Genomic DNA, 17989 nt, shown 5'->3' with positions numbered 1-17989 from the left:
GCCCGCCGGCATAGCCCTCGTTGCAGGCGTTGTCGGTGGCGGCTGTTTGTCTGCTGATGATGTTTGTAAGAACTCCACTACAGCCAAATGGGAAAGCGCCCTCATTCCGCCGGGGTGGTTCCTGACTCCTTCAAGTGCCAGCGCCTGAGTATCGTCTCTCGCCTCGATTCAGGCTGACTGATGGCTGGCTCAACTGAGTAAACCGTTGCGTGCCCGGCGCGCCGGGCACCATGGCTGCGGCCTGGTATGCAACTTGTCTGTGCTGCGCAATCGATCTGCCTGGATGCCCTTGATGATCAGGTACCAGGAGCAGCGATTCCATGCCCGGAAGGTCTTGCGACACCCATGTGAAGCCCTGCGCCTTGCAGGTGGCGATCACACCACTCGCCGAAATCCAGGCCGAGGACGTCGGCCGTGGCGCCGCAGTGTTCGACACCTGGCTGCGGGAAGTCAGTGCCGGCCATGCCACCCTCGAGCGCCTCAAGGCCGTCGCCGGCAATGTGCCGGTGGCGGGCAACAGCATCGCCCTGATCGAAGTACTGGGCGCTATCGCTACCCTGGCTCGCAGCAAGGGGCCCGACCCGCTCGACTGCGCCACCTTTGCCCTCAACTTGATCGGCCTGGTCACCTCGCCCGCCAGTGAGGCGCCGGCGCGCATGAGCTTGCGGCCGATGCTGTTGTTCGTGCGCCAGGAGGGCAAGCAGGTGCTCGGCGATGCCTCGGTCGAACTGCTGGCCGGCCACCTCAACGCCGATATCGTCGGCAGCCTTGATAATTTCGTCACCCAGGCCGCCGGCAAACTCAAGGGCATCCTCGCCGAGGCCGCCACACTCGGCGAGCGGATCATCCTCGACATTGCCAGCGGCCTAGCCACCCTGGCCGAAGGCGCCGGCCCAAGAAACGCCCGCCCGGCATCCGCCACGAACAGCGCGCTGATGCACAACCCGCTGGCCACGCTCGACAACTACCTGGCCGGTGCCTTCAGTGCCTACAAGCACGCTGGCAAGGGTATGACCAGTGTCGGCCTTACGTTCAGCGCAGCGGCCAAAACCGAACTGCTCACCCACAGCGCGCACCTGCGCACCTTGGCCCCACTGATACGCGGCATGATCCTCAAGCTGGGCGATGCCAGCAGCCCCGGCTCCATCGAGGCCCTGAGTCAGACCCTGGCCAGCAGCGTCAAACAGTGGCGCCAACGCAACCCCCAGGTGGTGGTGGCCAACATCAAGCCCGGCGGCACCAGCAAGGCTCGCCACCAGCTGGCTGAAGGCAAGCTGGAAACCCAAAAAGAGCAGGCGCCCGCGTCCCAGGCCGCCAACCCGTGCAAGAACGGCGCCCCGGCCAACACCTGCAACAGCATCAACTTCGCCCTGGGCAGCGAGACCCTGCAGCACACCGACTTCAGCCTGCCCGGCCCGTTCCCGATCACCTGGACCCGCACCTACCACTCGCGCCTTTTCGCCCTCGACAGCGGCAGCCTCGGCGCCCGCTGGATCACCGCCTTCACCACCTGCATCGATGTGCAGGACGACGGGCTGCTGCTGCACGATATCGACGGCCGCAGCCACGCCTACCCGCTGCCCAAGGTCGGCAAAACCCATTACGACGCGGTCGAGTACCGTGGCCTGACCCGCACCACCGACACCCAGCTCATCCTGTCGCGCGGGCAGGAGCGCCACGAGACCTACGAGCGCGTCGGCGAGCGCTTCCACCTGGTGCATATCGTCATGCGCAATGGCGTCGGCGCGATGCTGCACTACGAGCACAACCACAACGGCCGCCCGGTGCTGTCGGACATCAACACCTACGCCGACAACGACCTGAGCAAGGTGCACCTGCAACTGGGCACGCTGCTCGATGACCACGGCCATATCCAGGGCCTGTGGCAGGTGGTCGACGGCAAGCCGCTGCGCCAATTGTGCGCCTACCACTACGACGACCAGGGCGACCTGATCGCCGCCCAGGACGAACACGGCGCCGCCTGGCGCTACCAGTACCAGCACCACCTGATCACCCGCTACACCGACCGCACCGAGCGCGGCCTCAACCTGGAATGGGACGTCAGCGGCCCGCACGCCCGAGCAATCCGAGAGTGGGCCGACGACGGCAGCTTCGAAACCCGCCTGGCGTGGGATGAACACATCCGCCTGACCACCGTGACCGACGCCCACGGCGGCCAGACCCGCCACTACTACGACGCCGAGGGCTACACCTACCGCATCCAGCACGCCGACCAGCGCTCGGAGTGGCTGTTCCGCGACGCCCGCAAGAACGTGATCCGCCACCTGCACGCCGACGGCAGCCAGGATCGCTACACCTACGATGAGCGCAGCAACCGCCTGCAGCACATCCGTGCCGACCACAGCGTGGTGCACTACGCCTACGACGACAAGGACCAGCTGATCAAGATCAGCGATGCCGAAGACGGCCTGTGGCTGCGCGGCTACGACGATGCCGGCAACCTGGTCGAAACGGTCGACCCGCTGGGCAACAAGACCGAGTTCGCCTACACCCCGGCCGGGCTGGTCAAGGCGATCAAGGATGCGCTGGGCAACGAAAAGACACTCGCCTACAACGCCGCCGGGCAGTTGCTTGAGTACACCGACTGCTCGGGTAAGCGCAGCCAGTGGACATACAACGCCTTCGGCCAGCTGAGCGACTTCACCGATGCGGCCGGCCACACCACCGCCTACGAATACCAGGCCGGACAACTGGCGAAGGTCACCCATCGCGACAACACCGAGGAACGCTTCAACTACGACGCCGAAGGGCGTCTGCTGGCGCATGTCGATGCCCTCGACCGCTGCACCACCTGGGCCTACAGTGCCGCAGGCCTGCTGAGCGAACGCGTCGACGCCAATGAACATACCCTGCGTTATCGCTGGGACAAGCTTGGCCGTTTGATCGGCCTGGAAAACGAGAACGCGAGCAAGGCCACTTTCCTCTACGACCCGATGGGCCGGCTGCTGCAGGAGACTGGCTTCGATGGCCTGGTCACCCGTTACCAGTACGACCCGCACAACGGTCGCCTCGCCTCGACCCAGGTTGGCCAGCGCCGTATCGACTTGACCTTCGACCCCATGGGCCGATTGAGTGAGCGTACGGCCCGCCTGGGCAACCAGAGCCAGTGCGAAACCTTCGCCTACGACGGTAACGGCCAGTTGATCCAGGCCGTGAACGCCGCCAGCAAGCTGCAATGGTTCTTTGATGACGCCGGCAACCTGAGCCGCGAGCATCAGTACTACCAGGCCACCGGCACGCCGATGGTTGCGGTGTGGCAGCACCAGTACGACGCGCTCAACCAGCGCACCGCGACGATTCGCCCGGACGGCCACAAGGTCAGCTGGCTGACTTACGGCAGCGGCCACCTGCTCGGCATGACCCTCGACCAGCACGAAATGCTGGCCTACGAGCGCGATGACCTGCACCGCGAAGTCGTGCGGCATCAGGGCAATAAGTTGATGCAGACCCAGGCCTGGGACCCTGCAGGGCGTTTGCAGGAACAGCTGCTGGGCAGCCATGACGGCCAATCCACGTTGCTCAAGCGTCAGTACCGCTACGACGTCGCCGGCCAGCTGACCAACATCCACGACAGCCGTCGTGGTCCGTTGGAGTACCAGTACGACCCGGTGGGCCGCCTGCTTAAGGCCACCAGCCGCCTGGGCGTGGAAACCTTTGCCTTCGACCCGGCCGGTAACCTGCTGGACCAGAAGACTCAGGAGCTGAATCGCCCGCTGGAAGCCGATGCACGCCATAACAAACTGATGGACAACCTGTTGCGCGAGTACGCCGGGACCCACTACAAGTACGACGAACGCGGCAACCTGATCCACCGGTTGCACAACGGGTCCCATGCCCACTTCACCTGGGACCTGTTCGACCGGCTGGCCGGTTACAACGACGACAAGCTCAAGGTCGATTACAGCTACGACGCCCTGGGTCGTCGCCTGCACAAGCATTCGGTGGCGCACTTCTGGGATCGCCCCGAGGCGGGCACCGGCTGGAACCAGCTGCAACGGGCCAAACGCCAGCGCGAGTTGGGCTGCGGCTTTACCTTGTTCGGTTGGGATGGCGACACGCTGGCCTGGGAAAGCTCACCGCCTCTCGATGAAGGCGATTCCGGGCGTACGGTGCATTACCTGTATGAACCGGACAGCTTCGTGCCGGTGGCTCAGGCCCTGCGCAAGAGCCCGATCCGGCTGCACAAGGTGCCGGACTGGAGCCAGCGCGAGTACGACTTCGATCAGGATCCGCTGTGGCACACAGACGTGAAGCCCGTGCCGTTCGATGCCATGACCTGGTACCACTGCGATCACCTCGGCACACCGATGGAACTGACCGATGAGCAAGGCAATGTCGCTTGGGCCGGACAGTACAAGGCCTGGGGTGAGGTGCGCGAAGAGCGCTCGGCGTGGGCCAAGCAGCACGGCCTAGGCAACCCGCTTCGCTTCCAGGGGCAGTACCATGACTATGAGAACGGACTGAGCTACAACCGGTTTAGATACCAGGACCCGAAGACCGGTCGATTTGTGTCGAGGGATCCTTCCGGACTGAAGGGGGGGCTTAATACTTATAGCTACGCTTCCTTGAATCCGTTGCGTTATGTCGACCCCTTGGGATTGAATCCAGTGGTCGGATGTGCAGCAGGTTCTTGGGCCGGACCACTTGGGTGTGGTGCAGGAGCATTGATAGGAACGCTTGCAGGTGCTGTTGCGGTCGGGGCAGTTCTTAGCACTTCTGGAGACACCGCCAAGTCAGAGGATGCAGACCGTGACCTGATTGGGCGCAAAATCAGCCCGTTGAGTATTGATATGCCACCACCAGGAAACTGTCAGCCTGGAGAGCATAGAAAACTGCAAGATGAGGTAAACGCTTCGTGCAAAGGAGGCAAGCGGAGTTGCAGGTCGGTTACTGATCCTGTTCTGGCGTCAGAGTTGCGAGAGGTCAATTTGCAGTGCGCGATGGCCCGTGAGGCTGTCAATAATCGTTGTTTCGCCGGTGGTGATGCGACACATAGAGAGCAAGCTATCAGGGCATGGGAGGGAGTAGCATTATGCGAGTCCAAGATACGTTAAATGCTAGACAGGGAAGTATCCGAAAAATGGTTGAGGCAGCTTTCAAGAAAGAGAATCCACCTGACGCAAGTGAAATTATATCCTCATTACATTTGGAACCTTTGCAAGTCAAGGATTACTTTGCCGGCAAAAGATGGTGGGATATTACTTTGCAAGGGCTTTTTGATGATTATATAGGTGATTCGTCTGCTTGCCTGACATTTATGACTTCAGCTGGTGTTGAATACTACCTGCCAGCCTACCTGCTGATGGCAGCTGAGCATTATTATGATGGAGGCATTGTTACGGAAGACTTTGCTTATGGGTTAAAGAGGTCGATAATGAGAGATGACTTATATCGTATGAGCCTTTATGGCACTGAAAAAAAGAAAGCAATTGTTGAGGTTTTGGTTTTTCTTTGGAAGGAGTACGGTGACGAGGAGGCGTTGGAAGCGATGAGGGCGATTGCTGTGCGCTGGGGGGATGAATATATAAACTCGGGTGGGCAAGAATAAGTAAGCTCCTACAAAGCCTAGCTCAGATTTTCAGCGGTATTTCTGAAGCACCACACTAGCGTAAGAAACAAGATGAATATTGGGATGCCCTGGCGCCAGCCCCGGTGGGACGCCGAGCGTACGCCGAAACAATTGCAGCGCGGTGACTTGGGATATCGTAATGAATCAATTAAGGCGTGGGAGGCGGCAGCTAGATGCGAGAGCATAATTCACTAAGTGATGCGCAATTAGAGGTCCGCTTTGACGTGGAGCATGCTTTCGGTAAGAAAAACCCACCAAGGTCTGACGAGATAATCAATACTGAATTTATTGAGCCTATAAGAATCAGGGATTTTTTTAATGGTAGGGCTTGGTGGGATATTACACTCGAAATCCTGTGCTCTGACTATTCTGGGGACAGCTCAGCATGTCTTTCGTTTATGTCACCAAAAGGCAGAAACTATTATATCCCGCTGTATTTGTTGCTTGCTGTAGAGCGTTATTATGAGGGTGATGTTGTGACCTTGGAGTTTGCTTCAAGGTTGCTTATGTATGCTAAGGATGATCATTACTATAAAATCTCCACCTTGAGTGACGATGAGAAGAGAGCGGTTGCAAAAGTGCTGCGATTTCTGGCGTCTGAATTTGATGATGAAGATGCGCAAGAGGCCTTGAATTATATGTGGGCGGATTATTTGTAAAAGGTCTATGCACTGAAGTGAATATCTATAGGCCAGTTACCTGCTGGGCATCATGCTTGATCATCACGAAATGCTGGCCTACGAACGCGATAACCTGCACCGCAAAATCGTCCCCCACCAGGGGTAATCAGCTGAGACAGACCCAGAAGCCTGAGAAGGGGTCAATATGCGAGAAGAAGATTCGCTGAGCTCAAGAAAGAAAGCGATTAGGAATATGATTGAAGCTGCCTTTGGAAGGGAAGATGCGCCTAATGCAAGTAGTATAGTGGATTCCGTGTGCCCCGAGCCGTTACAGATCCGAGAGTATTTTTCGGGAAGGAGTTGGTGGGTTCTTACTTTAAAGGGCTTCCATGATGACTACGTAGGGGACTCGTCGGCGTGTCTTACGTTTATGACGCCTCTTGGCATTGATTACTATCTTCCGGCGTATTTGCTAATGGCGACCGAGCGATACGAGGAAGGTGATGTTTTGACGCAGTCCCTGGCTTATAGATTAAGCTTATATATCAGCAAGGATGCTACATATAGGCTAAGCCTTTTGAGTGTTGAGAAGCAAAAAGCGATAGCAAGCGTCTTGCAGTTTTTGTGGGATGAGTACGAAGATGAAGGCGCGGCAGAAGCGATTGAGATTTTTTGGGGGAAATTTCTTGAGAACTAAATAATGACCATCTGCAACGAGAAGTCGTGCGCCCCCAAGGCAACAAGTTCATGCAGATGCAGCGCTGAGGCAGGTTAGGTGTTGATTTTTCTTTTGATGGTGCGGGTCGTGAGGCCAAGGGCGAAAGCTGAGTGCAACACCTGAGCTCAGTATTTTTCTACCTCCCTTCTTTTGGGGTTTGCAATGAGCCTATGCTTGCCAGCCACAGAACCGGAGAGCATGACCGATGACAAAACGGTTGCTACTGATGAGCGCATCCTTCCTGGTACTGCTTCAGGGCTGCGCCGGTCGCCCGGAGCAGGCCGCTGAAAGCGACCCGGCCAAGGTCCGTGCCCAGCTGCTGCGCCTGCTGCCGGCGCAGCTCAAGGACCGCCAGGGCTGGGCCGAGGACATCCAGGTGGCGTTCCAGGCCCAGGGTATCGCGCCGAGCAAGGGCAACCTGTGCGCCGTGCTGGCGGTGACCGAGCAGGAGTCGACCTTCAACGCCGACCCGCAGGTGCCCAACCTGGGCCGTATCGCCCGTGAGGAAATCGACCGCCGCGCCGCGCGCCTGCATATCCCCAAGCTGCTGGTCGACGGCGCGCTGCAAACAACCTCCAGCAACGGCAAGACCTACCAGCAGCGGCTGCTCGCCGTGCGCAGCGAAAAACAGCTCAGCGCCCTGTATGACGAAGTGATCGGCCGCCTGCCCCTCGGGCGCACCCTGCTCGACGGGCTCAACCCGGTGCACACCGGTGGGCCGATGCAGGTCAGCATCGACTTTGCCGAGCAGCATGCCAAGGGCTACCCCTACGCCTATCAAGGCACGATTCGCCAGGAAGTGTTCAGCAGGCGCGGCGGCATGTACTTCGGCATCGCTCACCTGCTGGGTTACCCCACCCACTACGAGCGCCCGCTGTACCGCTTCGCCGACTTCAACGCCGGCTGGTACGCCAGCCGCAACGCGGCGTTCCAGGCGGCGTTGGGCCGCGCCAGCGTAACCACCCTGGCACTGGACGGCGACCTGATTGCCCCCGGTGCAATCCTGCCCGGCAAGACCGAGCAGGCGGCGCGCAAGCTGGGGCCGAAACTCGGGCTGCGCAACCCGCAGATCCGTGCGCAGCTGGAGCAGGAGGGTAGCCTGGAGCTTGAAGAAACCGAGCTGTACCAGGGCGTGTTCCGGCTGGCCGAAACCAAGGCAGGCAAGCCGCTGCCGCGCGCGGTACTGCCGGGGATCGAGCTGAAAAGCCCGAAGATCACCCGCAAGCTGACCACGGCCTGGTTCGCAGGCCGAGTGGACGAGCGCTATCAGCGCTGCATGCAGCGCTGATGCCCCCGATTAAGGGTCTCAATTGGGTGATCTTCCCCGATTGTTAACCAGTGCCAATCTCAAGCTATTGAAATAAAAAGAAAATTTTAGTGGCATGAGCCTTGCTCACCTCCTCGCAGAGTCCTTGCGCCCCACGGAGGTGACCCATGACGACCCCTCGCAAAGGCCCCGCCCTGACCACCTTGGTGCTGGCCCTGCTGGGCTGGCAGGAAAGCGGCGAAGCGGCCGTGCAATGCCAACGCACCCTGACCGCCAACGTGGTGGCCCTCGACCAGCCGCTGATGTACAACCGCCTCGGCGCGCAGAATGCCAACGGCATGCTGTTCGCCCTGCGCCAGGATGTGGTGGACGAGCACCTGGTGCCGCTGAGCAAAGGCGGCGCGGCCGTCCCCGGCAAGGTCACCCTGCGCCCGGACAAACGCCCGCGGCCGATCGTGCTGCGGGTGGCCGCCGGTGACTGCCTGACGGTCAACCTGACCAACCTGCTGGCCTACCAGGCCAACCCCAACAAGCACGGCATCGAACCCGAGGAGCCCGAAGGCGAGGAGGGTGAAGAAGTCGAGTTGCCGGACGCTGAAGGCGGCGAGCACTTCATCGCCGACGAGCAGGTCAGCGACCGTCACGTCGGCTTCCAGGTCAACGGCATGCAGGCGGTCACCAGCATCGCCGACATCGCCGCCAACACCGGGCGCAACGGCAACTTCCTGGTCGCCCCCGGTGGCACCCGCAGCTACACCCTGTACGCCGAGCGCGAAGGCGCCTTCGCCGTCACCAGCCAGGGCGCCACCTTCGGCGGCCAGGGCGGTGCCGGCAACGTCGCCAACGGTCTGTTTGGCCAAGTGGCGGTAGTGCCCAAAGGTGGGCGCACCTACCGCAACACCCTCACCGAAGAAGAAATGCGCCTGGCCACCACCGGCCGCACCGCCACCGGCCAGCCGGTGATCAACTACGAAGCACGCTACCCGCAGCTGGAACCCTGGATCGCCGAAGGCAAGGCCGGCAAGCCGATCATCGCCATGGTCGACGGCAACGAGATCCTCAACAGCGAGACCGACGCCATCGTCATGGGCCCCAACCCCGACGGCAGCTTCCCCAAGAACACCTACCCGCTGGAAAGCGTCGGCAAGCGCAACCCGGCGCTGCCCAACCGCCTGGAAGCGTTCCGCGACTTCGCCGCGCAGTTCGCCGACGAAGTGGCCGGCACCCAGGCCTTCCCCGGCTACTGGGCAGACCCGGTGATGGGCCATGTGCTGGAGCCGACCCGCGACTCGTTCATGATCAACTACGGCTCCGGCGGCATGGGCGCCGAGGTGGTGGCCAACCGGCTCGGCGTAGGGCCGATGCACGACTGCCTGTCGTGCGCCTACGAGGAGTTCTTCCTCAGTGCCCATACGGTCGGCGATATCGGCACCCTGGTGGACATCCCGGCCAACGTCGGCCTGGAGCGCATCCGCCCGGGCGAAGTACCGCCGGCCAGCGCCACCGGGGTCAAGGCCACCATGGCCCTGTACCCGGCGGAGCCGGCCAACGTGCACCACAGCTACATCGGTGACTTCACCAAGTTCCGCAACACCCACAATGGCCACGAGCAGCACATCTTCCACCTGCACGGGCACCAGTGGCTGTTCAACCCCAACGACGACAACTCCGACTACATCGACGCCCAGGGCATCGGCCCGGGCGTGGGCTACACCTACGAAATCGCCAACGGCGGTTCGGGCAACCGCAACCGGGTCGCGGGCGATGCCATCTACCACTGCCACTTCTACCCGCACTTCGCCCAGGGCATGTGGGCCATGTGGCGGGTGCACGATGTGTTCGAGCCAGGCACCCGGCTCGAGGTCAGCGGCGAGGGCGAGAACGGCTTCCACAGCACGCCGTTCGCCCTGCGCAGCGGCAAGCCGGCCAATGGCGCGCGGGCCTTGCCCGACGGCGAGATCATCGCCGGCACGCCGATCCCGGCCATCGTGCCGCTGCCGGGCAAGGCCATGGCGCCGATGCCGGGCAAGGTCACCGTGGTGCCCAAGCTCGGCGAGACGCAGGTAGCCCAGCATGACGACGATGACCAGGAGGAGGGCGACGACGATCATTCGAATCAGCCTGCCACCCCACGCGCCGTAGGCTCCCTGGCCCTGGTCGATCGCAGCGAAAGCAACCGCAACGCCGACGGCAGCCTGAAAAACCCCGGCTATCCGTTCTGGATCGGCGGCATGGAAAGCAGCGTCGGCCAGCGCCCGCCAACTCCGCCACTGGACATGCTCGACCCGGCCCTGGCGCGCCAGCTCAAGGACAGCGGCAAGGCACTGTGGGCCAACCTCGACGCCAACCAGGTCGATGGCTGGGACGGTGGCCTCGGTCGCCACGCCCTGGACGGCGTGTCCGCCGGTGGCGAGGCGGTCACCACCACCACCCGGCTGGACTTCTCCAAGGTGCTGCACAAGGCCAAGCCGATCTACCTGCCCGAAGAGGGCACCGAGGTCGAACAGGCGGCCATGCAGTTCCATGCCAAGGCCGAACACCCAAGCTTCGCCCTGGTCCCCGGCGGCGCGCCGGTGGCCAAGGCGTTCCGCACCAACGGCGCCTTGCCCACCGCCGGCGCGCCGTTCTACGAGCCCTGCATGGATGACCGTGGCAAGCGCCTGACCCAGTCGTCCGGGGTGGGCGAGTTCAACAGTGGCGAGACCCTGACCGGCATGAGCTTCCGCGGCTCGTCCGCCTTCACCGCCGACCGCCCACGTATCTACAAGGCCGCCAACATCCAGTTCGACGCGGTATACAACAAGGTCGGCTACCACTTCCCGCAGGCGCGCATCCTCGCCCTGTGGGAGGACGCCTGGCCGGTGATCACCAAGCAACGCCCGCCGGAGCCGCTGGTGATGCGCATGAACACCTTCGACTGCACCCAGTACGTGCACACCAACCTGATCCCGTCGTTCTATGAAATGGACGACTACCAGGTGCGCACTCCCACGGACGTGATCGGCCAGCACATCCACCTGCCCAAGTGGGACCTGACCGCCGCCGACGGCTCGGCCAACGGCTGGAACTACGAGGACGGCATCCTCTCGCCCGGCAGCGTGGTCGAGCGCGTGCAGGCCATCCGCAGCTTCAACAACTGCACCGAGGGCGATGCCCGCGAAGGCACCGCCGCCTGCCCGAAAGCCAAGCAGCACCCGTTCTTCGGCCGCTTCGGCCGGGCCGACTGGCTGGGTGCGCGCACCGCCATGCAACGCTGGTTCGCCGACCCCCTGGTCAACGTGCATAACGTCGACCGTGGCCTGGGCACCATCTTCACCCACGACCACCTTGGCCCATCGACCCACCAGCAGCTTGGGCTGTACGCCACCGTGCTGGCGGAGCCTGCCGGGTCTACCTGGTACCACGCCGAAACCGGCGAGCAGCTGTACAACCCGGCGACTCGCCAGGACGGCGGGCCGACCTCGTGGCAGGCGGTAATCCAGACCGGCGACCACGACGGCGACGGCAAGAACGACAGCTACCGCGAGTTCTTCCTCGAATACAGCGACTTCCAGCACGCCTATGAAGCCGGTGTGTACGTGGGCGCCGGCCCCAACGGCATCCCCGACGGGCAGAGCTACCCGGCCACCGCCGACAGCTTCCGCTACGCCATCAACCCACCGGTGCGCCAGGCCGCCTCCAACCTGCTGGAGTCGGTGGTCGAGTCCCGTGGCGGGCTGAACCCCGGTTGCCCGAGCCGGCCATGCCCGCAGGCGATCTCGGTGGATGACCCCGGCATGTTCGTCGTCAACTACCGCAACGAGCCCCTGGCCCTGCGCGTGTTCGACCCGAACAAGGTCGGCCCGGACGGCAAGCGCGGCATGCAGGCCGACGGCCTCGGCGGCGACCTGGCCTACGCCCTGCAGTCACGCACCGACCGCGCCATCCCGGCGATGAACCTGGCGCCCTCGGCGATCACCCAGGCGGTCGGCCCCACCGGCGGCACCACGCAGTTCCCGCCGCACATCAACAAGGCCGGCAGCGAGCCGGGCGACCCGTTCACGCCGATGCTGCGCACCTACAGCGGCGACAACGTGCGCCTGCGCCTGCATGCCGGCGGCCATGAAGAGGAGCACAACGTCACCCTGCACGGCGTGAAGTGGCTGCAGAACGGCTCAGGCTTCGGCAACAGTTCCAACTCCGGGTGGAAGTCGTCGCAGATGATCGGTATCTCCGAGCAGATGGGCTTCATGGCGCCGGTGTCGATGATCTCCAGCTCCGCCGCCACCAACGGCGATTACCTGTACTCCATGGATGCCGCCCTGGAAGGCTACTGGAACGGTATCTGGGGCGTGATGCGCAACTACACCGCCCAGCGCGCCGACCTGTTCGCGCTGCCCAACAACCCGCAGCCGGTGGCCATGCGCAATACCGTCAACTTCGACGGCATCTGCCCGAAAACCACGGCCAACGCCAATGGCGTGGGTACCCGGCCGACGGTCAAGCGCAGCTACGAGATCGTTGCGGCCCTGGCCAACGACATCCTCGAGAACCGTCACGGCGTGAGCATCAACGACCCGGCCGGCATCGGCCAGCATGTCGGCGGCGCGCTCAAGGCCAACGGAGGCACCCTGGTGTTCAACAGCCGCCGTACCAGCATCCCGCTGGTCAGTGGGGTCGACCCTGAGGATGGCGAGCCCTTCACCATCGGCGGCCACAGCGCGCCGCTGCACGACCCGACCGCGGTGCTGTACGTGCGCAAGGCCGACCTCGACCCGGGCACCGGCAAGCTCAAGGCCGGGGTGCCGGTGGAGCCGCTGGTGCTGCGGGCCAACGCCGGCGACTGCATCAGCATCACCCTGGAGAACCGCCTGCCGCTGGTGATGCCCGACTTGCCGAGCACCGCCGTGATGCAGAACGTGGTCAAGCGCGACCGCTTCGACGGTGAAGGCTCCACCGCCTTCAACAACAACCTGATGCGCCCCTCCAGCCACGTGGGCCTGCACGCCCAGCTGCTGGCCTACGACATCACCAAGTCCGACGGCGCCAACGTCGGCGCCAACCCGGTGCAGACCGTACCGCCCCGGGCCGGCAACAGTGGTGCCTACCCAAGCCGGGTGTACCAGTACTACGCCGGGCACCTGGAGCGCGAAGGCAAACCCACCCTGCAGCTGGGGCGCACGGTGGACAACATCAACACCACCGCCATCGAGTTCGGCGGCCTCAACCTGGCCCCGGCGGACTTCATCAAGCAGCCGCAGAAGGGCCTGGTCGGTGCAATGAGCGTCCTGCCGCAGACCGCCACCTGGACCGAAGACGCGGCCAGTCGCGCCCAGGCCACGGTCAAGGTCAGCGGCCAGCCGGACTACCGCGACTTCGTCACGGTGTGGCAGCGCTCGCTGAACATGCGCTGGGCCGATGGCCGCCCGGTGGAGGGCATCGCCACCGAAGGCAACGGCGTGCCGGGGGATCCGAAGGACAACGGCAACATGGCCATGAACTACAAGACCGAGCCGCTGTGGTTGCGCTTCGGCCTGGCGCCGGACGCGCCGTTCGGTCATGCCGACGGCCTGGGTTTCGCCGACGTGCCCAACGCGCACATGGCCTACAGCAATGCCCTGGTTGGCGGCGACCCACAGACCCCGGTGCTGTACGCCAAGCCTGGGCAGCCGCTGCGCAAGCACGTGCTGATGCCCAGCGGTGGCAGCCGCGGTATTACCTACCAGCTCGACGGGCACCTGTGGCCGCTGCACAACTACCAGGCCGAGAAGAGCGATATCGACGGTTACCCCATGGGCTTGCCGGGTATTGGTTCGGTGCGCTTCGGCTACAACCCCATGGCGATGTACATCGGCGCGCAGGAGAGCGTGCTGCCGGCGGCGCATTTCAGCTTCATGCTGTCCAGCGCCGGGGGCGGGAATGCGGTGCCGGGGGATTACCTGTTCCGCGACTATGCGGCGTACGGGAACATGTCGGGGTTGTGGGGGATCTTGCGGGTGACCAATGAGCCACCGCCGGCGACGGCACCGGCGCAGTAAAGGGGGAGAGGTGTTGGAGGGCCGCCGCGGGGGATCGCGGTGGCCTTTTGTTTTTTGGGGGGGCTGGGGGCATGGCGGGAGATTGGGTGAGGGCCACCAGGTGGCTGCCGGTGTTTTTGCAGCGCCTATGAGATCGAGCGCCGCCCGCGCGGCGCTCGATCTTGAGAGCGCTGCAGATCTGTCGCCATGCACTTGGTAGCCCTCATGCGATTTCAAGACAGGCCCTTGGGCGTCACACCGCCGGCCCCGGCTTCGGGGAATCGCCTTGGGGGAACCTCCCCAATCCTCTCGGGTTGTCATCCCAACTAACTGATAAATAACAATATTATTCCTGGCATAGCGCTTGCTACAGCCTCCGCAGACCCTTGTCTTTCCTGGAGGTGCAGCATGGTTATCCCGCTTTCTGTCATAGCCCCGTGCGTGCACGCCTGCCTCTTGGTCGACAAGGGTACCTGCCCATGAACCGCAAACTGCGCCCCGCCTACATGGGGCTTGTGCTGGGCTGGGCATTGATCGGCCTGGGCGTCGCCTACGAAAAACTCTGGTGCGACCCGCGCGAGCTGCTGCAGGAGCCCGCCGACCCGCAAGCCCTGCACCGCCTCAGCCGCGACGGGGTGACGGTGGAGTTCGAGGCGCGGCCATTGGCCGGTGCCCAGTTGCGCGAAGGCGACTTCGCCAGTATCCGCTTCAAGGTCAGCGACCAGGCCAGCGGCCAACCGCTGTCGGGGATGGCCCCGGGGGCCTGGCTGGATCCGGCGCAGTCGGCGCCGGTGGGTGACCGTGACAGCAGCTGCAAGGCGCGGGTGGCGCTGTTCCTCAAAAGCAGCATCGGCGCCCGGCCATTGCTGGACCTGAACAGCTACTTCCTGCTGGTGCTGAACAAGGACGCCAGCCTCACGGTGATCGACCCGACTGTGTCGGTGGGTGGCGTGACCAGCACCCTGGCGCGCATCGACCTGCCGGGCCGGCCCATGGACTGGGTCGCCACCCGCGACGACCGCCATGTGTTCGTGTCCATGCCCGAACGCAACCAGGTGGCCTTGATCGACACCGAAACCTTCCGCCACGTGGCCACCCTCGATGCCGGGGAACAGCCCCTTCGCGTGGCCCTGCAGCCGGACCAGCGCCTGCTGTGGGTGGGCAACAACAGCAGCGATCCGGGCAAGGGCGGGGTGACGGTGATCGACGTGCCCAGCCGCACCATGCTCAAGACCTTCATCACCGGCTCCGGCCACCACGAGATCGCCTTCAGCGCCGACTCGCGCTACGCCTTCGTCAGCAACCGTGACGGCGGCACCCTGAGCGTGATCGATACCGCCGCCATGCGCCTGGTGCAAACCCTCAAGGTGGGCCCGCACCCGCTGTCGGTGGCCTACTCGGCGCTGTCCCAGGCGGTGTACGTGGTCGATGGACAGGAGGGCACGGTGCGGGTGATCGACGCCCGCAGCCACCATGTGCGCCACACGGTCCAGGCCGAACCGGGGCTGGGGCCGATGCGTTTCAGCACTGACGGGCGTTTTGGCGTGGTGCTCAACACCCTGGAGAACCAGGCGCTGGTGATCGACGTCAGCAACGACCAACTGATCCACCGCATCCCGGTGGCCGCCGAGCCCTACCAACTGACCTTCACCAAGGGCTATGCCTACGTGCGCGGCCTGGCCTCGCCGAAAGTCAGCATGATCAACCTGGCCAGCCTCGGCCAGGGCCGCACGCCGATCGTCCAGGGTTTCGAGGCCGGCCCCGCGGCGCCGCGACAGGCTGGCGACCTGCCGCTGGCCCAGGGGGTGAGCGTGTCGCGCGACGACAATTCGGTGTTCGTGGTCAACCCGGTGGACAACACCACCTACTTCTATGCCGAAGGCATGAACGCGCCGATGTCGGGCTACAACAACCGCGGCCACCAGGCCCGCGCGGCCATCGTCATCGACCGCAGCCTGCGCGAGGTGGCGCCGGGGGTGTACGGCTCCACGGTCAAGCTGCCGGCGGCCGGCACCTTCGATGTGGCCTTCCTGCTCAACCAGCCGCAGATCATCCACTGCTTCAGCACCGACGTGGCGGCCTTGCCGGACGCCGGCTTGCGCAAGGTGGTGCACGCCGAGTTCCTCGGCACCGAACAGCCCTTGCTGCAGCACAGCCCGTTCGTGGCCCAGGTGCGCATCCTCGGCGAGGACGGCAAGCCACGCCCGGGCCTGCGCGACCTGAGCCTGCGCTACTTCCTCGCACCGTCGTCGCTGCCGCGCAGCCTGCCGCTGACCGAAGTGGGCGAGGGCGTCTACCAGGCCTCGCTGGAGCTGGCCGAAGCCGGCGCCTGGTACCTGCATGTGCAGTCGCCCAGCCTGGGGCGCAAGTTTGCCGAAGACAACTACACCAGCCTGCGCGTGCTGCCGGCCGCCACGGCGCCTACCGCTTCCCAAGGGGAACCCAGGAGTCTGCGATGAACCCTGTCGATGTCGGAAAACTGTTTGCCCTGAGCCTGCTGCTGGCCAGCGACCTGGCCCTGGCCCACGCCGGCCATGATCACGGCGGCGCGCCCCAGGCACCGCCCGCCGTCCACCAGGAAAAAGCCAGCGTGCGCTTTGCCGATGTCGCGCTGCTGGACCAGAACGGCATGCCGGTGCGCCTGGAAAAAGACCTGGTGGGCGACCACCTGGTGGTGATGGGCTTCATCTACACCAGCTGCACCACGGTGTGCCCGGTGGTCTCGTCGATCATGGGCAAGGTCCAGCAGCAGCTGGGCGGGCGGGTGGGCGAGGAAATCCGCCTGGTGTCGATCAGCGTCGACCCCCAGCGCGACGACGCCAAACGCCTGGCCGACTACGCCAAGGCGTTCCAGCGCGGCCCGGGCTGGAGCTGGCTGACCGGGTCACCCTACGCCATCACCGAGACGCTCAAAGGGCTGGGCAGTTTCAGCGCCAACCTCAGCGAGCACCCGCCACTGATCCTGGTGGGTGACGGGCGCAGCGGGCACTGGACGCGCTTCTACGGTTTCACCGACCCCAACGTGCTGATCACCGAGGTCAACCGCCTGAGCGCGCGGCGGGTACATGCCAAGAGCACGGCAATCGCCGGCAAAGAGGTGCAGCCATGAGCAGCTTGAGCACACGCCGCGCCAGCATGCGCGGCTTCGACTGGGTGGTGCTGGGGGCCTGCCTGTGGATCCTCGCTTCGGTGGCGTTCGCCCACGAGGGCCATGCGCCAGCGCCGGCGCCGCAGCCGGCACCGCAGGCCATGGCGAGCGGTGGCGGCACCCGTGATGCGCAGACCTGGTTCACCGACACCGTGCTCAAGGACCAGAACGGCCGCGAGCTGCGCTTCTACAGCGATGTGCTGAAGGACAAGGTGGTGATGCTCAACGTGATCTTCACCCACTGCAACGACGCCTGCCCGCTGATCACCCGCAAGCTGCGCGAAGTGCGCGAGGCCATGGGGCCCGAGTTGGCGGGGCAGGTGACCTTCGTTTCGGTCAGCAGCGACCCGCTCAACGACACCCCGCAAGTGCTCAAGGCCTTTGCCGAGAAGCAGGGAGTGGACGGGCCGAACTGGCTGTTTCTCACCGGTGACAAGGCCAGCGTCGACCTGGTGCTGGGGCGCCTGGGGCAGTTTTTGCCCAGCCCCGAGCAGCACTCCACGCAGCTGATCGCCGGTGACGTGGCCGGCAAGCGCTGGAGCAAGATCCGCCCCGACGCACCGCCCGCCGCCATCGCCCAGCGCATGCAGCTGCTGGCCCAACCGTTGGCGGGGCGGTGAACGCCATGTTCGGCGCAGGGGCGCTCTACT

The 17989-nt window shown here is 63.9% G+C and carries 9 protein-coding genes; all 9 read left to right on the top strand.

The window, feature by feature from the left end:
• Positions 1-320 precede the first annotated feature (320 nt).
• Complete coding sequence (locus EJA05_RS16155; RefSeq protein ID WP_125859005.1) at positions 321-5075, top strand: RHS repeat-associated core domain-containing protein; 4755 nt, start codon at positions 321-323, stop codon at positions 5073-5075.
• Complete coding sequence (locus EJA05_RS16150; protein WP_125859004.1) at positions 5054-5569, top strand: DUF6714 family protein; 516 nt, start codon at positions 5054-5056, stop codon at positions 5567-5569. Before EJA05_RS16155 ends, EJA05_RS16150 begins: the two co-directional genes overlap by 22 nt.
• A gap of 194 nt (positions 5570-5763) precedes the next feature.
• A complete protein-coding gene (locus tag EJA05_RS16145; protein ID WP_125859003.1) occupies positions 5764-6249 on the top strand; it encodes a DUF6714 family protein in 486 nt (161 codons plus the stop codon).
• Between the two features lie 166 nt (positions 6250-6415).
• The gene (locus EJA05_RS16140; protein ID WP_125859002.1) at positions 6416-6907 is read left to right on the top strand and encodes a DUF6714 family protein; all 492 of its coding nucleotides are present in this window, start codon (positions 6416-6418) and stop codon (positions 6905-6907) included.
• A gap of 226 nt (positions 6908-7133) precedes the next feature.
• Positions 7134-8216: a DUF1615 domain-containing protein gene (locus tag EJA05_RS16135; RefSeq protein WP_125859001.1), complete on the top strand. Its 1083-nt coding sequence runs from the start codon at positions 7134-7136 to the stop codon at positions 8214-8216.
• 146 nt (positions 8217-8362) lie between these two features.
• Positions 8363-14212, top strand: coding sequence for a manganese-oxidizing multicopper oxidase MnxG (gene mnxG / locus EJA05_RS16130; protein ID WP_125859000.1), 5850 nt, complete (start codon positions 8363-8365; stop codon positions 14210-14212).
• A gap of 458 nt (positions 14213-14670) precedes the next feature.
• The gene (locus tag EJA05_RS16125; RefSeq protein WP_125858999.1) at positions 14671-16650 is read left to right on the top strand and encodes a cytochrome D1 domain-containing protein; all 1980 of its coding nucleotides are present in this window, start codon (positions 14671-14673) and stop codon (positions 16648-16650) included.
• Positions 16647-17300: an SCO family protein gene (locus EJA05_RS16120; protein ID WP_125858998.1), complete on the top strand. Its 654-nt coding sequence runs from the start codon at positions 16647-16649 to the stop codon at positions 17298-17300. Before EJA05_RS16125 ends, EJA05_RS16120 begins: the two co-directional genes overlap by 4 nt.
• Positions 17297-17959, top strand: coding sequence for an SCO family protein (locus EJA05_RS16115; RefSeq protein WP_125858997.1), 663 nt, complete (start codon positions 17297-17299; stop codon positions 17957-17959). The genes EJA05_RS16120 and EJA05_RS16115 overlap by 4 nt, the downstream gene beginning before the upstream one ends.
• Positions 17960-17989 lie beyond the last annotated feature (30 nt).

The organism is Pseudomonas oryziphila (genome assembly GCF_003940825.1).
GTDB lineage: Bacteria > Pseudomonadota > Gammaproteobacteria > Pseudomonadales > Pseudomonadaceae > Aquipseudomonas > Aquipseudomonas sichuanensis.
Note: the sequence above shows the minus strand (reverse complement) of the source record. Positions and strands in the feature narration are given on the sequence as shown.

Excerpts from the sequence above, each read along its gene's own strand:
- EJA05_RS16155 (WP_125859005.1), top strand. The coding sequence starts at position 321 with ATGCCCGGAAGGTCTTGCGACACCCATGTGAAGCCCTGCGCCTTGCAG.
- EJA05_RS16150 (WP_125859004.1), top strand. The coding sequence starts at position 5,054 with ATGCGAGTCCAAGATACGTTAAATGCTAGACAGGGAAGTATCCGAAAA.
- EJA05_RS16145 (WP_125859003.1), top strand. The coding sequence starts at position 5,764 with ATGCGAGAGCATAATTCACTAAGTGATGCGCAATTAGAGGTCCGCTTT.
- EJA05_RS16140 (WP_125859002.1), top strand. The coding sequence starts at position 6,416 with ATGCGAGAAGAAGATTCGCTGAGCTCAAGAAAGAAAGCGATTAGGAAT.
- EJA05_RS16135 (WP_125859001.1), top strand. The coding sequence starts at position 7,134 with ATGACAAAACGGTTGCTACTGATGAGCGCATCCTTCCTGGTACTGCTT.
- mnxG (WP_125859000.1), top strand. The coding sequence starts at position 8,363 with ATGACGACCCCTCGCAAAGGCCCCGCCCTGACCACCTTGGTGCTGGCC.
- EJA05_RS16125 (WP_125858999.1), top strand. The coding sequence starts at position 14,671 with ATGAACCGCAAACTGCGCCCCGCCTACATGGGGCTTGTGCTGGGCTGG.
- EJA05_RS16120 (WP_125858998.1), top strand. The coding sequence starts at position 16,647 with ATGAACCCTGTCGATGTCGGAAAACTGTTTGCCCTGAGCCTGCTGCTG.
- EJA05_RS16115 (WP_125858997.1), top strand. The coding sequence starts at position 17,297 with ATGAGCAGCTTGAGCACACGCCGCGCCAGCATGCGCGGCTTCGACTGG.